The organism is Tardiphaga sp. 215_C5_N2_1 (assembly GCF_052076055.1).
Classification (GTDB): Bacteria; Pseudomonadota; Alphaproteobacteria; order Rhizobiales; family Xanthobacteraceae; genus Tardiphaga; species Tardiphaga robiniae.
Map to the genome: position 1 here is coordinate 528022 of NZ_CP197240.1, position 16454 is coordinate 544475.

The following is a 16454-nucleotide window of genomic DNA, read 5'->3' on the forward strand; positions in this document are numbered from 1 at the left end:
TTGCATGAAAGCCCGGTGCGCGCCATGGTGACCGAGACTCACAAGATCCACAGCGAATCCGATCCCCAGATGCGTCTGCTCATCATCGAAGACGACCGCGAATCCGCCGACTATCTGGTCAAGGCTTTCCGTGAGGTCGGCCATGTGGCCGATCACGCCAGCGATGGCGAGGAAGGTTTCGCGCTCGCCGATTCCGGCGATTACGACGTGCTGGTGGTCGATCGCATGTTGCCGAAGCGCGATGGACTCTCCGTTATCGGCGGCCTGCGCGACAAGGGTAACCGGACGCCGGCGCTGATCCTGTCGGCGCTGGGCCAGGTCGACGACCGCATCAAGGGCCTGCGCGCCGGCGGCGACGATTATCTGCCGAAGCCTTATTCATTCGCTGAGCTGCTCGCGCGCGTCGAAGTGCTGTCGCGCCGCCAGGGCGGTCCCGCCGAAGAAACGACCTATCGCGTCGGTGATCTCGAACTCGACCGGCTGTCCCATGGCGTGACGCGCGGTGGCCAGGAACTGATCCTGCAGCCCCGCGAATTCCGGCTGCTCGAATATCTCATGAAACATGCCGGGCAGGTGGTCACCCGCACCATGCTGCTGGAAAACGTCTGGGATTATCATTTCGATCCGCAAACCAACGTGATCGATGTCCATATCTCGCGCCTGCGCTCGAAGATCGACAAAGGTTTTGAGCGTCCGCTACTGCACACCATTCGCGGCGCAGGGTATATGGTTCGCGACGGCATGAAGTGAGTCAAATCTAGGTTCAGTCAGAAGATTGACGCTTTACGCGGTCGTTGCCGATCATCATCGCGTCAATCGTCCCGGACTGCGAAAGTGATTGATCTCAATTGATGGGCGGGTGCGCGGGGGCTGCCCCGGCGACTGACCGTTCGGGAACCGACGCGCAGCGCGAGCCTTTAATGACCATCAGCGCCGTGGCCACGACGAGCCCCGTGAAGAGCAGGTAGGTGAGAGACATGTTCTCCCCTGCATCTGCCAGCAGCAGGTAAGCGAACAGTCCTGCAGTCGATGCGGCGTAGCCGAGCCATGCAAGTTTCGGAAAGCGGAAGCCGCTCTCATCGCGCGAGAGGTCGAGCACCAGGTATATGGCCAGCAATGTGTTGCACAGCGCCGCGGGGAGCAGACCCATCACGATCTCGCGTTCGAATCCGAGATAGGACAGCACGCCGGAGATTTGAGCGATCACCGGGAACGGCAGGTAACGCGCATTGAGACAGGCGAGCCCGATGGACGCGACTTCGAATGCAAAGAAGTAACGATCGTGCATCTTCGGAAGCAGGTAGGGCATGATCATCAGAGATGCGCATGCGACAAGCAAAATGAACTCTGGGCCTTCTCGCTTGGACCGCGCGAGCAAGGCTGCCAGAGCCAGCCCGCCGAGCGCCGCCAATGCGAGCCCGATGGCGACACCCATCTGGTAGGGAAGACTCCCTGCGAACACCCAGATATTCGCGGCGTTCATGGTGAGGCGGTGGAACGTCTCAGCCTGCTCCATGTAGATGCTGAACACCGAGGCGATGGGTCTGCCGGCGACAACCACAGGAACGGCGAGGGCTGCATAGACCACGGGAACGGCGGCGAGCCATGCCCAGTGAATCTTGTCACGCAACATCATGCCAAGGACGAACGGCCCCAGGAATACGCCTTGGGCCTTCACCGCGACTGCGACCGCGAATGGCAAAATGCCGTTCCGATGCTGCATGAATGCCGCTATCGAAACGAGCGTGAAGAATGTCCAGATCGAGTCGGCCTGGCCCCACACCGCGCCGTTGAAGATCACTGTCGGCGCAAGCCAGACACAGCAAAAGGCAACGCACGCGCGCGATGGCGCCTTATTCGCCGACCACACGATCAGAGCTACCACGATCGCGCAGCCGAACTCGAATACGAACGAGATCGCCTTCACCAGAGTGAGGGGCTGGCCCAGCCCATCGAATTGCGCCGTGATCAACAACAGGTAACTGTAGAACGGCGTGTAGTTGGTGAAGGCCTCGCTAAGCCCGTCGATACCGCGGTCGCGCGCGAATATGTACCAGGGGATCAGGTATCGAACGGCGTCAGTGGTGGCATGCTCCCGAGCGAGGAAGCGGAGCAGGAAGCCTAGAAGAACGCATCCGATCACGATCAAGGAAACAGAAAGCCGCCGGCTATCCAACCGTCGAGCAAGCTTCTGCATCAACCTCAGTTCCTCCCCCAAGCTACTTCATCTACTGCCCGATGGCGGTATTTGGTAGCATCAATCGGCCGAGTTGCCGATGTCATTCTGGTTGTCGTCGGCCTCCGAGCGGATCTGGCAAGACCCATGGAGCTTTATCCTCACCCACGACTGAGGAGATTAGGCAGGTTTATCCGTGATTCCCACACTTTCGCGCTCCATCAGGTCGCCGGCTATGGCAGCGGGCGAGGTTGCCTTACGACAATCGTGACATTCTCCCGGAACCTGATTCTAATGAAGATACAGCGGCGGCCCCGTCGCGCATCTATGGCTGTTCTTCGTCGAACGGCGCGTTGATCACCAGTTCGACGACGGAGCTTGCCTTGTAGCCCGCCACGAAACGTTCGCCGAAATCGCGAATGAAGTTGTCGTAAGTGGTGCCGGGTTGGGTCCGGGCGATATGGCAGAAGCAGCGAGTCATTTTCTGCTTCATTCCCAAACGTGGAAATTCCGCGACAATTGACGCAACGTCGCTCGGTGGAATAAGCTCATACTGCAAGCCGACGACATCGAAGCAGATGCCGGCGGTGCAGAGCGCGACTTCCGCTTCCTTGAACAGCCCAATCGACGGCGTGGAATTGAGCGCAACGCTATCCCAGATCAACTGTGCACGGCTTCGGTCGAAGCCATGCTCCCGTGCAAAGAGACGCGCGAGGTCGGCGCCTTCCACTTCGAAGCGACGCGGTCCGGCGAAGCGTTCATTGAGCGTGATGTCATGCAGCAGTGCTGCGACGGCGAGAACCTCGCCGTCGTGCTCGATGTTCTGCAGTTGAGCGAGCCGCACCGCAAACAACCATGACCTGACGACATGGTTGAACAGGTACGGTTCGCAACTGTTCCGGGCGTGGTCGATCGCGCTGGCGATGATGGCCGTATCGGGGACGGTCACTCCCGCCAGTTGCCTGTCATTGATCTGTTGCATGTTCGTCGCCTCGCTCTACCGGACCGTGAAGGTTGCTTGTGCTAGCTCTTCAGGAATTTCAGCAGCTCGGCATTGACCTGATCTGCATGGGTCGCCGTGATGCCGTGCGGTGCGCCGGGATAATAGACATCCTTGGCACCCTTGATCAGCTTGGCTGATTTCACTGCGGAATCCTTCACGGGCACGATCTGATCGTCCTCGCCATGCAGGACGAGGGTGGGGATGTCGAACTTCTTCAGGTCTTCCGTGAAATCCGTCTCCGAGAATGCCTTCACGCTCTCATAGGCATTCTTCGCGCCGGCCTGCATGCTCCACAGCCAGAACTGATCCAGCGTACCTTGGGAGACTTTCGCGCCGGGCCGGTTGGCGCCGTAGAAGGCGATCGCCAGATCCTTGTAGTATTGCGACCGGTCTCCGGCCACACCGGCTCGGATGCCGTCGAACACCTCGATCGGCAAACCTTCCGGATTGGCTGGTGTCTTCAGCATGATCGGTGGCACCGCCGCGATCAGCACCGCCTTCTTCACGCGCTTGGTGCCGTGGCGGCCGATGTAGCGTGCGACTTCGCCGCCGCCCGTGGAATGGCCGACCAGCGTCGCGTCCTTCAGATCGAGCGTCTCGATGACTGCGGCGAGATCGTCGGCATAGCCGTTCATGTCATTGTTGTTCGAGGCCTGGCTGGAGCGGCCATGACCGCGGCGGTCATGGGCGATGACACGGTAGCCATGCTGGGCGAGAAACAGCATCTGGCCGTCCCACGCGTCCGCGTTGAGCGGCCAGCCATGGGAGAAGGTAACGACCGGGCCCTTGCCCCAGTCCTTGTAATAGATTTCGGTGCCGTCCTTTGTGGTGATAGTGCTCATGGTACGATGTCCTTTGTGAGCGTGAGGTTTGGTTGGCTTGTCGCCGGCCTTGCCCTCGGCGATCGAGGGCAAGCCGGCAGTGATCGCGGTGACGGCGGCAGCTGTGAGCAGATCGCGGCGGGAGGGTGTCGAGCGCGGAACGTCGTCGGTCATGGTCGGTCCTTGGTTGGCGGAGAGGCAGCTTGCGTCGATCAGCCCTTGAGCCAGTCGTCGAGATGGATCGCTCCGATGCGCGCGCCGGCATCGGGCGTCAGGGAGCGATCATTGATCGGCGTGCCGAAATAACCCACGTGGATGTCGGCGATGACCTGGCGTGGGTCCCGCTTTGCCGTCAGATATTTGCGCCCGAGTGCGTCGAGCGGGAGCGGTTCGGGCCCGGCCACCTCGACTACGCCGTTCACCGGGGTGCCCAGGGCCAGGTCCACCATGGCGGCTGCCACGTCCGCAGATGCGATGGGCTGGATCAGGGCCGGCGCCAGGCGAATCACGTCGCCGTCCACGCCGCCTTGCACGATGGCGGGGATGAATTCGAAGAACTGCGTCGCCCGCAGGATCGTGTAGGGCATTCCAGACGCCTTGATGAGATCCTCCTGGGCCAGCTTGGCACGGAAATAGCCGCTGGCTTGAAGGCGCTCGGTCCCGACCACAGACAGGGCCAGATGATGCTGGACGTCTGCGGCCTTTTCCGCCGCGAGCAGGTTGCGGGTGGATGTCTGGAAGAATTCCATCACCGGCCCGTCCTCGAATGATGGTGAATTCGCCACGTCGATGACGACGTTTGTCCCGGACATGGCCTCGGCCAGTCCTTCCCGCGTCAGCGTGTTGACGCCCGTCGACGGCGAGGCGGCGAGGACCTTGTGGCCCAGCTTCCTCAAGCCGCTCACGACCTGCGTACCGATGAGGCCGCTACCTCCGATGACGACGATTTTCATGATATTTTCTCCCTTTCACACGGTGACGATCGTGTGGGCGGACCATGCGCCGCGGCGCACGGGAAGACTTTGCCGCAATCTTCGTTTTCTCTTGAGTTTCGCTTGGATGTTCGTTCAGAAAGGGCCGGCTGGCACGTCACCGCCGATGGCGCGCGACAGGCCAGTTGTGGGGTCGGTTCTGTTGCCTCCTGAAGGTCTTGACGGTTCATTGCCGCCGGCCGAAAACGCAGGCAGTCATGGAGCGCCGAGTGCCGTATCTGTTCGCAGGCTATGTCCTCGATCCCGACCGCAGAGAGTTGTCGCATGGCAGCGACAAGGTGGCTATCACGCCGCAGGCGTTCGACCTGCTGCTGCATCTGGTGAAGAACCGCGACCACGTCGTCAGCAAGGATGCCCTTCTCGATGCCGTGTGGGCGGGACGGATCGTGTCCGAATCGACGCTGGCCAGTCACATCAATGCGGTACGCAAGGCGCTGGGCGATAGCGGCGACGAACAGCGGCTGCTGAAGACGGTGGCGCGCAAGGGCTTTCGTTTCGTCGGCGATGTGACCGAGACGGCAATGCCGGCGCAGTCTGACGCGGCGGTTGCCGATCACGCCACATCGACGGCGAATCCGAACGCCGCGCTGACGTTGCCCGATCGGCCGTCGATCGCAGTATTGCCGTTCCTCAATCTGAGCGGCGATCCGCAGCAGGACTATTTCGTCGATGGCATGGTCGAGGACATCATCCTCGCACTGTCGCGGCTTCGCTGGCTGTTCGTCATCGCCCGCAATTCCAGTTTCACGTTTAAAGGCCGTGCCGTGGACGTCCGCGAGGTCGGGCGCGAACTTGGCGTGCGCTATGTACTGGAAGGCAGCGTGCGCCGTGTGGCGAATCGCGTGCGCATCACCGGACAGCTCGTCGATACCACCACGGGCATGCATCTGTGGGGCGAGCGCTTCGAGAGTGTCGTCGATGACATCTTCGATCTGCAGGACCAGGTCACGGAAAGCGTCGTGGGCGCCATCGCGCCGCAGCTTGAATTTGCCGAGATCGAACGCGCCAAGCGGAAACCGACTGAAAGCCTCGACGCCTACGATTACTACCTGCGCGGACTGGCGAATTTTCATGTGTCGACGCGCGATGGAATCGATGCAGCATTGGCGAATTTCTACAAAGCCATCGAGCTCGATCCCGACTTCGCTGCGGCCTATGGGATGGCTGCGGGATGCTTCTACTGGCGCAAGATGAATCGCTGGCTTTCCGATCGTGTGGCTGACGGGCGCGAAGCGGCGCGGCTTGCCGAGCGCGCCGTCACCCTCGGGAAGAACGACGCGGTAGCGCTGACACGCGGCGGCCATGCCTGGCCGCATTTCGGCGGCGACCTGCATGCCTGCGTCGCCTATGTCGATCGTGCGCTGGTGCTCAATCCCAATCTCTCGACGATCTGGTATCTCGGGGGCTATCAACGCGTTTCGCTTGGCGAGCACGACGAGGCCATCGCCTATTTTTCACGCGCCATGCGGCTCAGTCCACTCGATCCCGAGACATTCCAGATGCATACGGGAATCGCGATGTCGCATCTCTATTCGCGACGCTTTGATACCGCGCTCGATTGCTTGCGGGAGGCGTCGCGCGAGGTGCCGAACATTCTCCGTGTCGCTGCATTCCAGGCGGCTGCGCATGCTCTGGGGGGGCGAATGGAAGAGGCGCGTGAGGCGATGGGCCATGTGCGCCGGCTCGATCCCACACTACGGCTCAGCAATATTGACGACTGGCTGCTGGTGCGGCGACCGCAGGACTTCGCACTTGCATCGGAGGGCCTGCGAAAAGCGGGCCTTCCGGAGTGAACCTGGCTGAAAGATAAAATTCCCACAGCACGGCGACATTACGAACATCTCATATTCACGCCCTGTTTGTTACAGCTTGCGCCTGCTAGAACAGGGGATGACTTCCAGAACCTTCCATTTCCGCACGTCCCGAGCGTGACCCGTGACGGCTATCGGTAAACTGTTTCGCACGACGGCCTTCCGGTTGACGTTGGCCTATCTGCTGCTGTTCGCGCTGTTTGCAGCATCGCTGCTCGGCTATTTCGCCTGGAATACACACCGGCTGATCAACGATCAGATCACGACCACGGTCGATGACGAAATGACCGAGCTGAGCGATCTGTTCGGGCGGCGCGGCTTGCGGGGAATCGTTGGCGCCATCGAGAACCGGGCGCTGCGTCCTGGCGCCAACCTCTATCTGATCACGACACCGGCGGGTCAATCCATCGCCGGCAACGTGTCCTCACTGGCGCCCGGCGTGATGGCGACCACGGGCTGGTCCGAGACCGCCTATCGCCGGCTCGACGATCCCGACTCGTCCAACCATCGCGCACTGGTGAAGGTGACGCAATTGAGCAGCGGCTTCCGGCTGCTGATCGGCCATGATCTCGAGGAACGCCGGCGCTTGTTCGACATCGTCGGCGATGCCGCGAAGTGGTCGGTGTTGATCGTCGTTGTCCTTGGACTCGGCGGCGGCATCTTCGTCGCCAGCCGCGTGCTGCGGCGGATCGACGCCATGACCGGCACCACCCAGCGTATCATGGCGGGCGATCTCTCCGGCCGTCTGCCGGTCGGACGCAGCGGCGACGAGCTCGACCGTCTCGCGGAAAATCTCAATGCCATGTTGGAACGCATTGAAGCGCTGATGACAGGACTGAAGGAAGTCTCGGACAATATCGCCCATGACCTCAAGACGCCGCTCACGCGGCTGCGCAATCGGGCCGAGGAGGCGCTGGCGCGATCCAGCAACGAGGCCGAATATCGTGCCGCGCTGGAACGCACCATCGAGGAATCCGATGGCCTGATCCGGACCTTCAATGCGCTGCTGATGATCGCACGTGCTGAATCAGGGCAAGCGCGCGGCAATATGGACAATTTCGACGCTGCTGAAGTGGCCGAGGGCATCCACGAGCTCTATGAACCGCTGGCTGAAGACAGCGACCTCACGCTGACCGTCAAGACCGCGGCTGCGCCGCTGCGTGGCAATCGCGAACTGATCAGCCAGGCGCTCGCCAACCTCGTCGAAAACGCCATCAAATATGGCAAACCTGCGATCACGGACGAGAATGCCGATAGCGCAGGCGCTGCGGCCGCCAAGGACATCGTGATCGAGGCGCGGCGCGAGGGCGATCAGGTGCTGCTCAGCGTGTCCGATCATGGTCCAGGCATTCCCGAAGCCGATCGGAAACATGCGGTGGAGCGCTTCGTGCGGCTGGAAGCGAGCCGCACATTGCCCGGTTCCGGCCTCGGTCTCAGTCTTGCATCTGCGGTGGCCACGCTGCACGGCGGTGAATTGCAGCTGGGCGACAATCATCCAGGGTTGCGGGTCACGCTGGCGCTGCCCGCAGTGGCAGCCGAAGGCCTTGCGGGTCAAACGGGGAATGTGCCACAGAAGTCGGCATGACCTCAGCCGCAACAGGCGAGGGCCAGCTCCCGCTGGCCGCGCAATTCGTCAGCGGACCGCAGTTGTTCGCCCCCGCCGATGCCGAGCAGCGCTTCGGCGAATGGCTCGCCGATATCGCGCCGGACGATGCTGCCGCATTTCGCGCGATCACCGACCAATTTCCGCATGCCAGGGCGATCCTGCTCGGCATTGCCGAGGCGTCGCCCTATCTGTTCGATCTGATCCGCGCCGATGCCGGGCGTGCCTTGCGTCTGCTGCATTGCGACCCCGAGCGCCTGCTCACCACTCTGATCGCCGAGACCTCGGCGAATGTCGCTGCCGCCGGCGGCGATCCCGATGTCATGCATCTGCTGCGACGCATGAAATCCGAAGCAGCCTTGTTGATTGCGCTGTGCGATATCGGCGGCGTCTGGCCGGTGATGCGCGTCACGCGGGCGCTGACCGATCTCGCTGTGTCCTCCGTCCAGACGACGGTGCGTTATCTGCTGCGCCAGGACATGGCACGCAAGCGCATCCTGCCGCCGGATCCCGAGAATCCGGAGCAGGGCAGCGGCCTGATTGTGCTGGCGATGGGCAAGATGGGCGCCGGCGAACTGAACTATTCCAGCGACATAGACCTAATCGTTTTCTTCGATCTCGAAGCGCATACGCTGGCCGAGGATATCGAGCCGAATTCATTCTTCGTGCGCATCGCACAGGGCGTGTCGCGGCTGCTGCAGCAGCGCACCGGCGACGGCTATGTGTTCCGCGTCGATCTGCGGCTGCGACCCGATCCCGCCTCGACGCCGGTAGCGGTCTCGACGGCATCAGCGCTGCATTACTATGAGCGCGAAGGGCGCACATGGGAGCGCGCGGCGATGATCAAGGCGTTGCCTTGCGCCGGTGACTTCAAGGCCGGTGAGGCGCTGCTGGCCGAGATCGCGCCTTTCGTCTGGCGCAAGCATCTGGATTTCGCCGCACTGGCCGATGTTCATGACATGAAACGGCAGATGCAGACGTTTCGCGGGCAGAATGAAATCTCCGTCGAGGGCCACAATGTCAAGGTCGGGCGCGGCGGCATCCGCGAGATCGAGTTCTTCGCCCAGACCCAGCAGTTGATTGCCGGCGGGCGCCATCCGGAATTGCGCGTGCGGCCGACGCTGGAGGCGTTGAATATTCTCGCTGCCAGCAACTGGATCACCTTTGAGGCGCGCGACGAACTGACGCTCGCCTATGAATTCCTGCGCCGTGTCGAGCATCGGCTGCAGATGGTGGCCGACGAACAGACTCACTCGCTGCCCGATGACGTCGGCGCCATGGAGCGCTTTGCGCGCTTCTTCGGTTATGACAACCGCGAGGCATTTGCCCGCGATCTGCTCGGGCATCTCAATTGCGTGCAGGGGCATTATGGCCGCCTGTTCGAGGGCGATCCCACCGATAACGTCCATCTACCGGCTGTCGACTATAAAGCGGGGGCAACGGATCAGCGGCTGCTCGAACATTTCACCAAGCTCGGTTTCCGCAAGCCGGCCATGGTGGCGGAGACGGTGCAGCACTGGATGACGGATGATTATCGCGCGCTCAAATATGAGGGCACGCGGCAGGCGTTCATGGAATTCGTGCCTTCGCTGATCGTCGGGCTGGCCGATGCCGAAGAGCCCGACCTTGCGGTCGTTGCGTTCGATCGCTTCCTGCAGGCGTTGCAGCGCGGCGGCCGGCTGATCTCGCTGCTCAGCCAGAACCGCGATCTCGTCGCGCTGGTGGCGCTCGTGCTCGGCGCGGCGCCGCGTCTGGGTGACATGCTTGCGCGGCAGCCGCAGATCATGGATGGGCTCATCGATCCGCGCTTCTTCGGCGCCATGCCGGACCAGCGCGAATTGTCGACGCGGCTGGCGGCGACCCTCGAAGACGCCAATTCCTATGAAGAGTTTCTGGATCGTCTCAGGCTGTTCGGGCAGGAAAGCCTGTTCCTGATCGGCACGCGCATTCTCTCGGGCACGGTGTCGGCGCAGCAGGCCGGGATCGCATTCGCCGACGTCGCCGAAGGCATCGCGCATACGCTGCATGGACTGGTGCTCGATCAGTTCGTGACCCAGCACGGTCGCATCAAGGATCAGCAGACCGCAATCGTAGCCATGGGCAAGCTCGGCAGCCGCGAGATGACGGCGGCATCCGATCTCGATCTGATTTTGATTTACGACTTCGATCATGACGCGCCGGACTCAGATGGACCGCGCCCGCTGCACGGTGCGCAATATTTCGCGCGGCTGACGCAGCGCCTGATCAGCGCCTTCACCACGCGCACTAATTATGGCGTGCTCTACGAGGTCGATATGCGGCTTCGCCCGTCGGGCCGGGCAGGACCGCTGGCGTCGCGCATCGATTCCTTCGCTGAATATCAGGAGACCGAGGCCTGGACCTGGGAGCACATGGCGCTGACGCGCGCGCGGGTGATTTCGGCGACGCCCGCGTTCCGCGAGAAGATCGAATTGGTCATCCGCGACGTGCTGACGCGTCCGCGTGAAACCACGATCATCGCCAACGACGTTGCCGAGATGCGTCAGGCCATCGCCGAGGAGAAGGGCGAAGACGATATCTGGGACCTAAAACATGCCGCGGGTGGCATGGTCGATATCGAATTCATCGCGCAATATCTGCAGCTGGTACATGCGGCAGAGAAGCCCGAGATCCTCAGCATCAGCACGCAGCAGGTGCTGGAGAATGCGGCGCGACTGGGCATTCTGTCGCCAGCCGCCGCGGATGTGCTGCGTCCGGCGGTGCGGCTCTATCACGACCTCACGCAGGTGCTGCGGCTGTGTGTGAGCGACAAGTTCAAGCCGGAGACGGCAGGCACGGATCTGTTGCGCATACTCGCACGCGTGAGCAACGAGCCGGACTTCTCTTCGTTGCAAGCACGGGTGCGCGATGTGCAAGCCGACGTGCGGCAGGTGTTCCGCGCGGTTGTCGAAGGTCAGACATAGACGTATCTGCCGCGCCGTGTGGCGGGCATGCGAGTTGTGTATGACCGGCTGCGCATGATCTCGCGTGAACGGCTGGATAGATTCTAAACGCGCCGCATTGTGACCGCACCCTGACGTCCTGTAGGCCCGCATCTCGTTTGCCGATGACATGCGGCTTAAGATGTTGCAGTTGCCTGCGCCCGAATGTCGCAGCATCGGCGATGTCGTCATGCATCAGCACTGAAATGAAATCGCCGATAATGGAGTCGACATGCAGGTTCTAGGCTTCCGCGCCGCTACCGTTGCTCTTGCCTTGATCGCTGCATTTGCTCCGAACGGGACCAAGGCGGATGAAATCTCCCTGATTGAGAAGTCACTTCCCGGAGAGGGGCAGCGCCCGCAGGCGATCGTCGTCGGGCCGGATGGAAATTTGTGGGTGACGGAAGTCATCAAGCATCAGATTTTTCGGGTTACGCCGAACGGTGAGATGAGTTCCTTTCGTGTTCCGGGCGATCACGTCGGAGTTATTCAGGGGATCACGTCTGGCCCTGACGGCAATCTTTGGTTCACGTCACGCGAAGAGAACGCCATTCGCCGGATTTCAACCAAAGGGGAATTCAACGGAACATTTGCGATCCCCTCACAGGCCACGACACCCACGAAATTCAACACGGGATCATGGCCGCGCGGCATTACGGTCGGTCCGGACGGCCAGATCTGGTTTGCGGAAATGGCGGCGAACAAGATCGGCCGCGTGACGCTGACCGGTGAGTTTTCGGAGTTCGCAATCCCGACGGAAAATGCCGAAGCCTATGGTGTGGTCACAGGTCCGGATCAGAATTTGTGGTTCACGGAAAGCGGGGCCGGGAAGATCGGACGACTCGACATCAAGACAGGAAAGATCACCGAATTTCCGCTCGGCAATCCGAAGTCGCGCCCGCGCGACATTACGGTCGGGCCGGATGGTCATCTCTGGTTTTCGATGAATGGCTCCGATCACATCGGCAGAATTTCCATGGCTGGGGAGATCAAGGAATTTCCATTGCCGGCAGAGACGCGCCCCATTGGTATAGCCGCGGGAGCCGATGGCAATGTCTGGTTCACCGCTTTCAAATCTCACAAGATCGGCCGCATCACGCCGACAGGTGAAGTTTCGTTCTTCGATCTCAAGACGGAGAACGCACAGCCCTTCGGCATGACGAAAGGGCCGAACGGCGTGGTCTGGTTCACGTCTCAGGCCAATCAGGTCGGACACGTTCACATCACGGCGAAGCGCCAGTGATGATCGTGATTGCGCGCCGCGAGAGCGTGGGAGCGCGTTGCTATCCAATCTGATAATCTGCAGGGTTCCAGAGTAAAATAAGGTCCTGCAGAATTCATCGCCTGTGTCAAATCGCATGCGCACGATAGCGAGTTGCATACGGAGTTCCGCGTATGAAGCGGAGTGAAGCATTAGATAGAATCTAGACGCGCCGCATTGTGACCGCACCATGTCATCCTGTAGGCCCCATTGAGTTAGTCGACAGAAGTCGACGAAGTTTTTTGGGGCGACTGATTCAATGACGCGCAGAACTACACTTCACAAGAAAACCCTTTTGGCTGCCGTGAGCGCATTCGCGTTATTGCTTGATGCCGACGTAACGGTTGTTGCGCAGACCTCGCAAGCGCTGCCCGCCGTTGAAGTGCATGCGCCGACGCCGCGTGCGATCCGTCGTGTCGCGCCGCGCCGAAATGCCGCAGTCACGCCGCGGGCGACGCCGCGGCCGGTGGAGCGCCGCACACCCGCGACGCCCCCGACTGGCATGATCGGCTCGCTGCCGGCGGCTTATGCCGGCGGGCAAGTTGCGTCCGGTAGCCAGGTTGGGCTGCTAGGTAATCGCGGCGTGATGGACACGCCGTTCAACCAGACGAGCTACACGGCGCAGACGATCCAGGATCAGCAGGCGCGCAAGCTCGACGACGTATTCGCGAACGATCCGTCGGTGCGCGTCACCGTGCCGCGTCTCAGCGGCTTCGACCAAATAAACATTCGCGGCTTCAGCGTCTCCAGCACGGGATATGGCATAAACGGTCTCTACGGCATTGCGTCGGCATTCTCGACGTCGTCGCTGGCCGCGATTGAACGTGTCGAGGTTCTGAAGGGGCCGTCGGCGCTGCTCAATGGTATGCCGCCGAGCGGCGGCGGCGTTGGCGGTAACGTCAATCTGGTGACCAAGCGTGCAGGCGATGTTCCGTTCGCGCAGATCACCAACACCTATTCGTCGCGCTCGCAATTCGGCACCCATCTGGATGTCGGCCAGAGGTTCGGTGAGTTCAAGGAATTCGGCGTTCGCTTTAACGGCAGCTACAAGGACGGCGGCACCGAACTCGTCAATCAGAATCAGGAAGTCGGCAACGCGTTCCTCGGTCTGGACTATCGCGGCGAGCGCGTTCGCTTATCCGCCGATATCGGCTATGAGAACAACAATGCCACGGCGATGACGCGTTTCGTCGATCTCGGTAATCTTCCGGCCGTTCCGACACCGCCAGACGCGCGCGCGAACTACATGCCAACGTGGGGATTCTGGAATTCGGAATCACGCTATGCGCTGGTTCAGGGTGAAGTCGATATCACCGAGAATCTTACAGCCTATGCGCAGGCGGGCATCGGGAAGAGCAACACGCGGTATCTCTATTCCGATATCCGGCTCACCAGCCTCAACGGTAATTTCAGTGGTTCGCCAAGGCGCAACAATCAGGAACACGAGAGGATCGCCGCGCAGGCCGGCTTGCGCGCCAATGTCGATACCGGTCCGATCAACCACGCCATTAATTTCAACTTCGGGGCATCAGACGCCGACACCGGCATCTACAACGATACCGGTACGGCGTTCACCTCAAACCTGTACAATCCTCGTCCATCTCCCGTGCCGAATGTGCCGGTGCGTACACCCAATACGACCGGAACATTTCAGCTCTCAAGCTTCGGTGTGGCCGATACCATGTCGGTCTGGAACGGACGTATCCAGCTGACGGTCGGCGCCCGGCACCAATATGTGGAATCGGAATCGTTCGATATGCGCACCGCCGCAAGGACCGGTGGTTACGACGCTTCGGCGACGACGCCTGCCTATGCGCTCGTGATCAAGCCGCTGGAGAATGTCTCGGTCTATGCGAACTATATCGAGGCGCTGGAGGCGGGCATAATTGTCAGCGATATCTACGCGAACGGCGGACAGGTGTTGCCGCCCTATCGCACGAAGCAGCACGAAATGGGCGTCAAGGTCGATTGGGGACGCATCACGACGACCGTCAGCGCCTTCGATATCGTGCGACCGATTCAGCTGGTGGACCGCTCGACGACGCCTTCCACTTTGACGCAGGGCGGCGAAAGTCGAAATCGCGGAGTCGAAATCAACACATTCGGTGAGGTCACGGAGGGCGTTCGTTTGCTGGGCGGCATCATGTTCCTCGATGCGCGCCAGCAACGGACTGAGTACGGCACCTATGATGGCAAACGCACCTTCAATATTCCTGATACTCAGTTCAATCTGGGCGGCGAATGGGATGTGCCGTTCATTTCCGGACTCACGCTGACAGGCCGTGCGATCTACACAGGCTCATACTGGACGGATCAGGCCAACAAGGTCTATGGCCCGAGCTGGACCCGCTATGACGCTGGGGCCCGCTACACATTCGCATCGCCCTGGAATGCCAAGCCGGTGGTCGTACGCTTCTCGGTGGAGAACCTGCTCGATACCAATTATTGGCAGGCCTCGACCAACGAGGGTTACATCATCCTCGGCGCGCCGCGCACTTATATGGTGTCGACGACGTTCAACTTCTGATACCGCCGATCGTCTGCCGTGAGATCTATCTGATGAGCGGCCGCTGTGATGTCATCATGGCGGCCGCAGCTTTTGCTTTTTGTGAGCGCGCATTCACCTGCTCAAATGTGCGCGGCGTTTCGCCATGCGGTCATTGCTGCTCCGGCTTGACCTTGCCGATCTCGACAACTGTCTTCCAGCGGGCGAGTTCTTTTTCCAGGAAGCTCTGAAATTCCGCGCTCGTATTGGCGACGACCTCGAAGCCGCTATCGGTCAGCCGCTTCTTGAGATCGGGCGAGGTGAGGGCGGTGGTGATCGATGTCTCGAGCTTGGTCTTCACATCGGCCGGAAGACCCTTGGGCGCGACGAAGGCCTGCCACGAATAGATATTGAGATCGTCGACGCCGACTTCCTTCATCGTTGGGGTCTGCGGGAATGAATCGGAGCGCGTGTCACTGGTAACGGCCAGAATTTTCATCTTGCCACCTCGGATGTAGTTGGCGACTGCGCCGAGATTCTGGAAGGAGACGTCGACATGTCCGCCCATCAGGTCCGTATGGGCCTGCGAGCCGCCCTTGTACGGCGTATGGATACCGGTGGTCGCCGTCTTCTGCCAGAACAGCACCGCCGTCAGATGGTCGGACGAGCCCACGCCCGATGAGGCGAACGTGACCTTGTCCGGATTCTTCTTGAGATAGTCGATGAGTTCCTGGACGGTATTGGCCGGGAAATCGGGGCGCGTGATCAGCACGTTGGGATTGCGCACAGCGACACTGAGCAGATCGAAATTCTGGAGCGGGTGATAGCCCGGGTCCTTGTAAAGCACCGGATTGATCGCGATGACCCCGATCGAGCCCACCATCAGTGTGTAGCCATCCGGCTTTGAGCGAGCGAGTTGTGTCGCGCCGATGGAGCCGTTGGCGCCGGGTTTGTTCTCGATGATGAAGGACTGCCCGAAGCCTTCCTGCATCTTCTGCGTGGTCATGCGCGCTGTCGTATCGCTTGCTCCGCCGGCGGTGAAAGGCACGATCACCGTGACGGATTTCGATGGATAGTCTTGCGCGACTGCCATGCCCGGCATTGTCAGACAGAATGCCGCCGCGGCGAGATGGCTCAGTTTCATCGTCGTTTCCTCCACTGGAATGCTTTTGTTTATTGAACAGGCGACAATCTCCGTGTCGCTCTTGTCTGGACGGCTCCTCCATGCGCTGAAGAGCAGTGTGGTTCGTGAGTTCAGGAATTCCCTTCAATCAGCAACTGCTGCAGTCTTGTTGGCAAATACTTCGCAGATGGTGGCTTTGAAAATTGATAGGTCACACGA

The 16454-nt window shown here is 60.8% G+C and carries 11 protein-coding genes; 6 read left to right on the top strand and 5 right to left on the bottom strand.

Features of this window, described 5'->3' with window-relative positions; translation table 11 throughout:
• Positions 1-69 precede the first annotated feature (69 nt).
• Positions 70-750 carry a response regulator transcription factor gene (locus AB7828_RS02330; protein ID WP_068730718.1) on the top strand — a complete coding sequence of 227 codons (681 nt, stop codon included), beginning with the start codon at positions 70-72 and terminating at the stop codon, positions 748-750.
• Between the two features lie 94 nt (positions 751-844).
• Here AB7828_RS02330 and AB7828_RS02335 read toward each other — a convergent pair whose 3' ends face one another.
• The 4 genes from AB7828_RS02335 to AB7828_RS02350 all read right to left on the bottom strand — a co-directional run bounded on the left by AB7828_RS02335 (position 845) and on the right by AB7828_RS02350 (position 4953).
• Positions 845-2197: a hypothetical protein gene (locus tag AB7828_RS02335; protein WP_441229297.1), complete on the bottom strand. Its 1353-nt coding sequence runs from the start codon at positions 2195-2197 to the stop codon at positions 845-847.
• Positions 2198-2501: 304 nt separating this feature from the next.
• Positions 2502-3158 (bottom strand): HD domain-containing protein, encoded by a 657-nt coding sequence (locus tag AB7828_RS02340; protein ID WP_441229298.1) that lies wholly within the window; start codon positions 3156-3158, stop codon positions 2502-2504.
• A 41-nt stretch (positions 3159-3199) separates the two neighbouring features.
• Positions 3200-4174 (bottom strand): alpha/beta fold hydrolase, encoded by a 975-nt coding sequence (locus AB7828_RS02345; RefSeq protein ID WP_374725647.1) that lies wholly within the window; start codon positions 4172-4174, stop codon positions 3200-3202.
• 38 nt (positions 4175-4212) lie between these two features.
• The gene (locus AB7828_RS02350) at positions 4213-4953 is read right to left on the bottom strand and encodes an SDR family oxidoreductase (protein WP_441229299.1); all 741 of its coding nucleotides are present in this window, start codon (positions 4951-4953) and stop codon (positions 4213-4215) included.
• A gap of 248 nt (positions 4954-5201) precedes the next feature.
• Between AB7828_RS02350 and AB7828_RS02355 the strand changes: the two genes are divergently transcribed.
• The 5 genes from AB7828_RS02355 (at position 5202) to AB7828_RS02375 (ending at position 15154) form a co-directional block, all read left to right on the top strand.
• Positions 5202-6785, top strand: a complete 1584-nt coding sequence (locus AB7828_RS02355) for a winged helix-turn-helix domain-containing tetratricopeptide repeat protein (RefSeq protein WP_231080976.1) — start codon at positions 5202-5204, stop codon at positions 6783-6785.
• A 142-nt stretch (positions 6786-6927) separates the two neighbouring features.
• A complete protein-coding gene (locus AB7828_RS02360; RefSeq protein ID WP_093758959.1) occupies positions 6928-8388 on the top strand; it encodes a sensor histidine kinase in 1461 nt (486 codons plus the stop codon).
• Positions 8385-11348: a bifunctional [glutamine synthetase] adenylyltransferase/[glutamine synthetase]-adenylyl-L-tyrosine phosphorylase gene (locus AB7828_RS02365; RefSeq protein WP_441229300.1), complete on the top strand. Its 2964-nt coding sequence runs from the start codon at positions 8385-8387 to the stop codon at positions 11346-11348. The genes AB7828_RS02360 and AB7828_RS02365 overlap by 4 nt, the downstream gene beginning before the upstream one ends.
• 250 nt (positions 11349-11598) lie before the next feature.
• Positions 11599-12609 (top strand): Vgb family protein, encoded by a 1011-nt coding sequence (locus AB7828_RS02370; protein WP_441229301.1) that lies wholly within the window; start codon positions 11599-11601, stop codon positions 12607-12609.
• A gap of 277 nt (positions 12610-12886) precedes the next feature.
• Positions 12887-15154: a TonB-dependent receptor gene (locus AB7828_RS02375; RefSeq protein ID WP_441229302.1), complete on the top strand. Its 2268-nt coding sequence runs from the start codon at positions 12887-12889 to the stop codon at positions 15152-15154.
• 130 nt (positions 15155-15284) lie between these two features.
• On the opposite strand, the gene AB7828_RS02380 is transcribed toward AB7828_RS02375, so the two are convergent.
• The gene (locus AB7828_RS02380; protein WP_441229303.1) at positions 15285-16256 is read right to left on the bottom strand and encodes a Bug family tripartite tricarboxylate transporter substrate binding protein; all 972 of its coding nucleotides are present in this window, start codon (positions 16254-16256) and stop codon (positions 15285-15287) included.
• Positions 16257-16454: the final 198 nt, after the last annotated feature.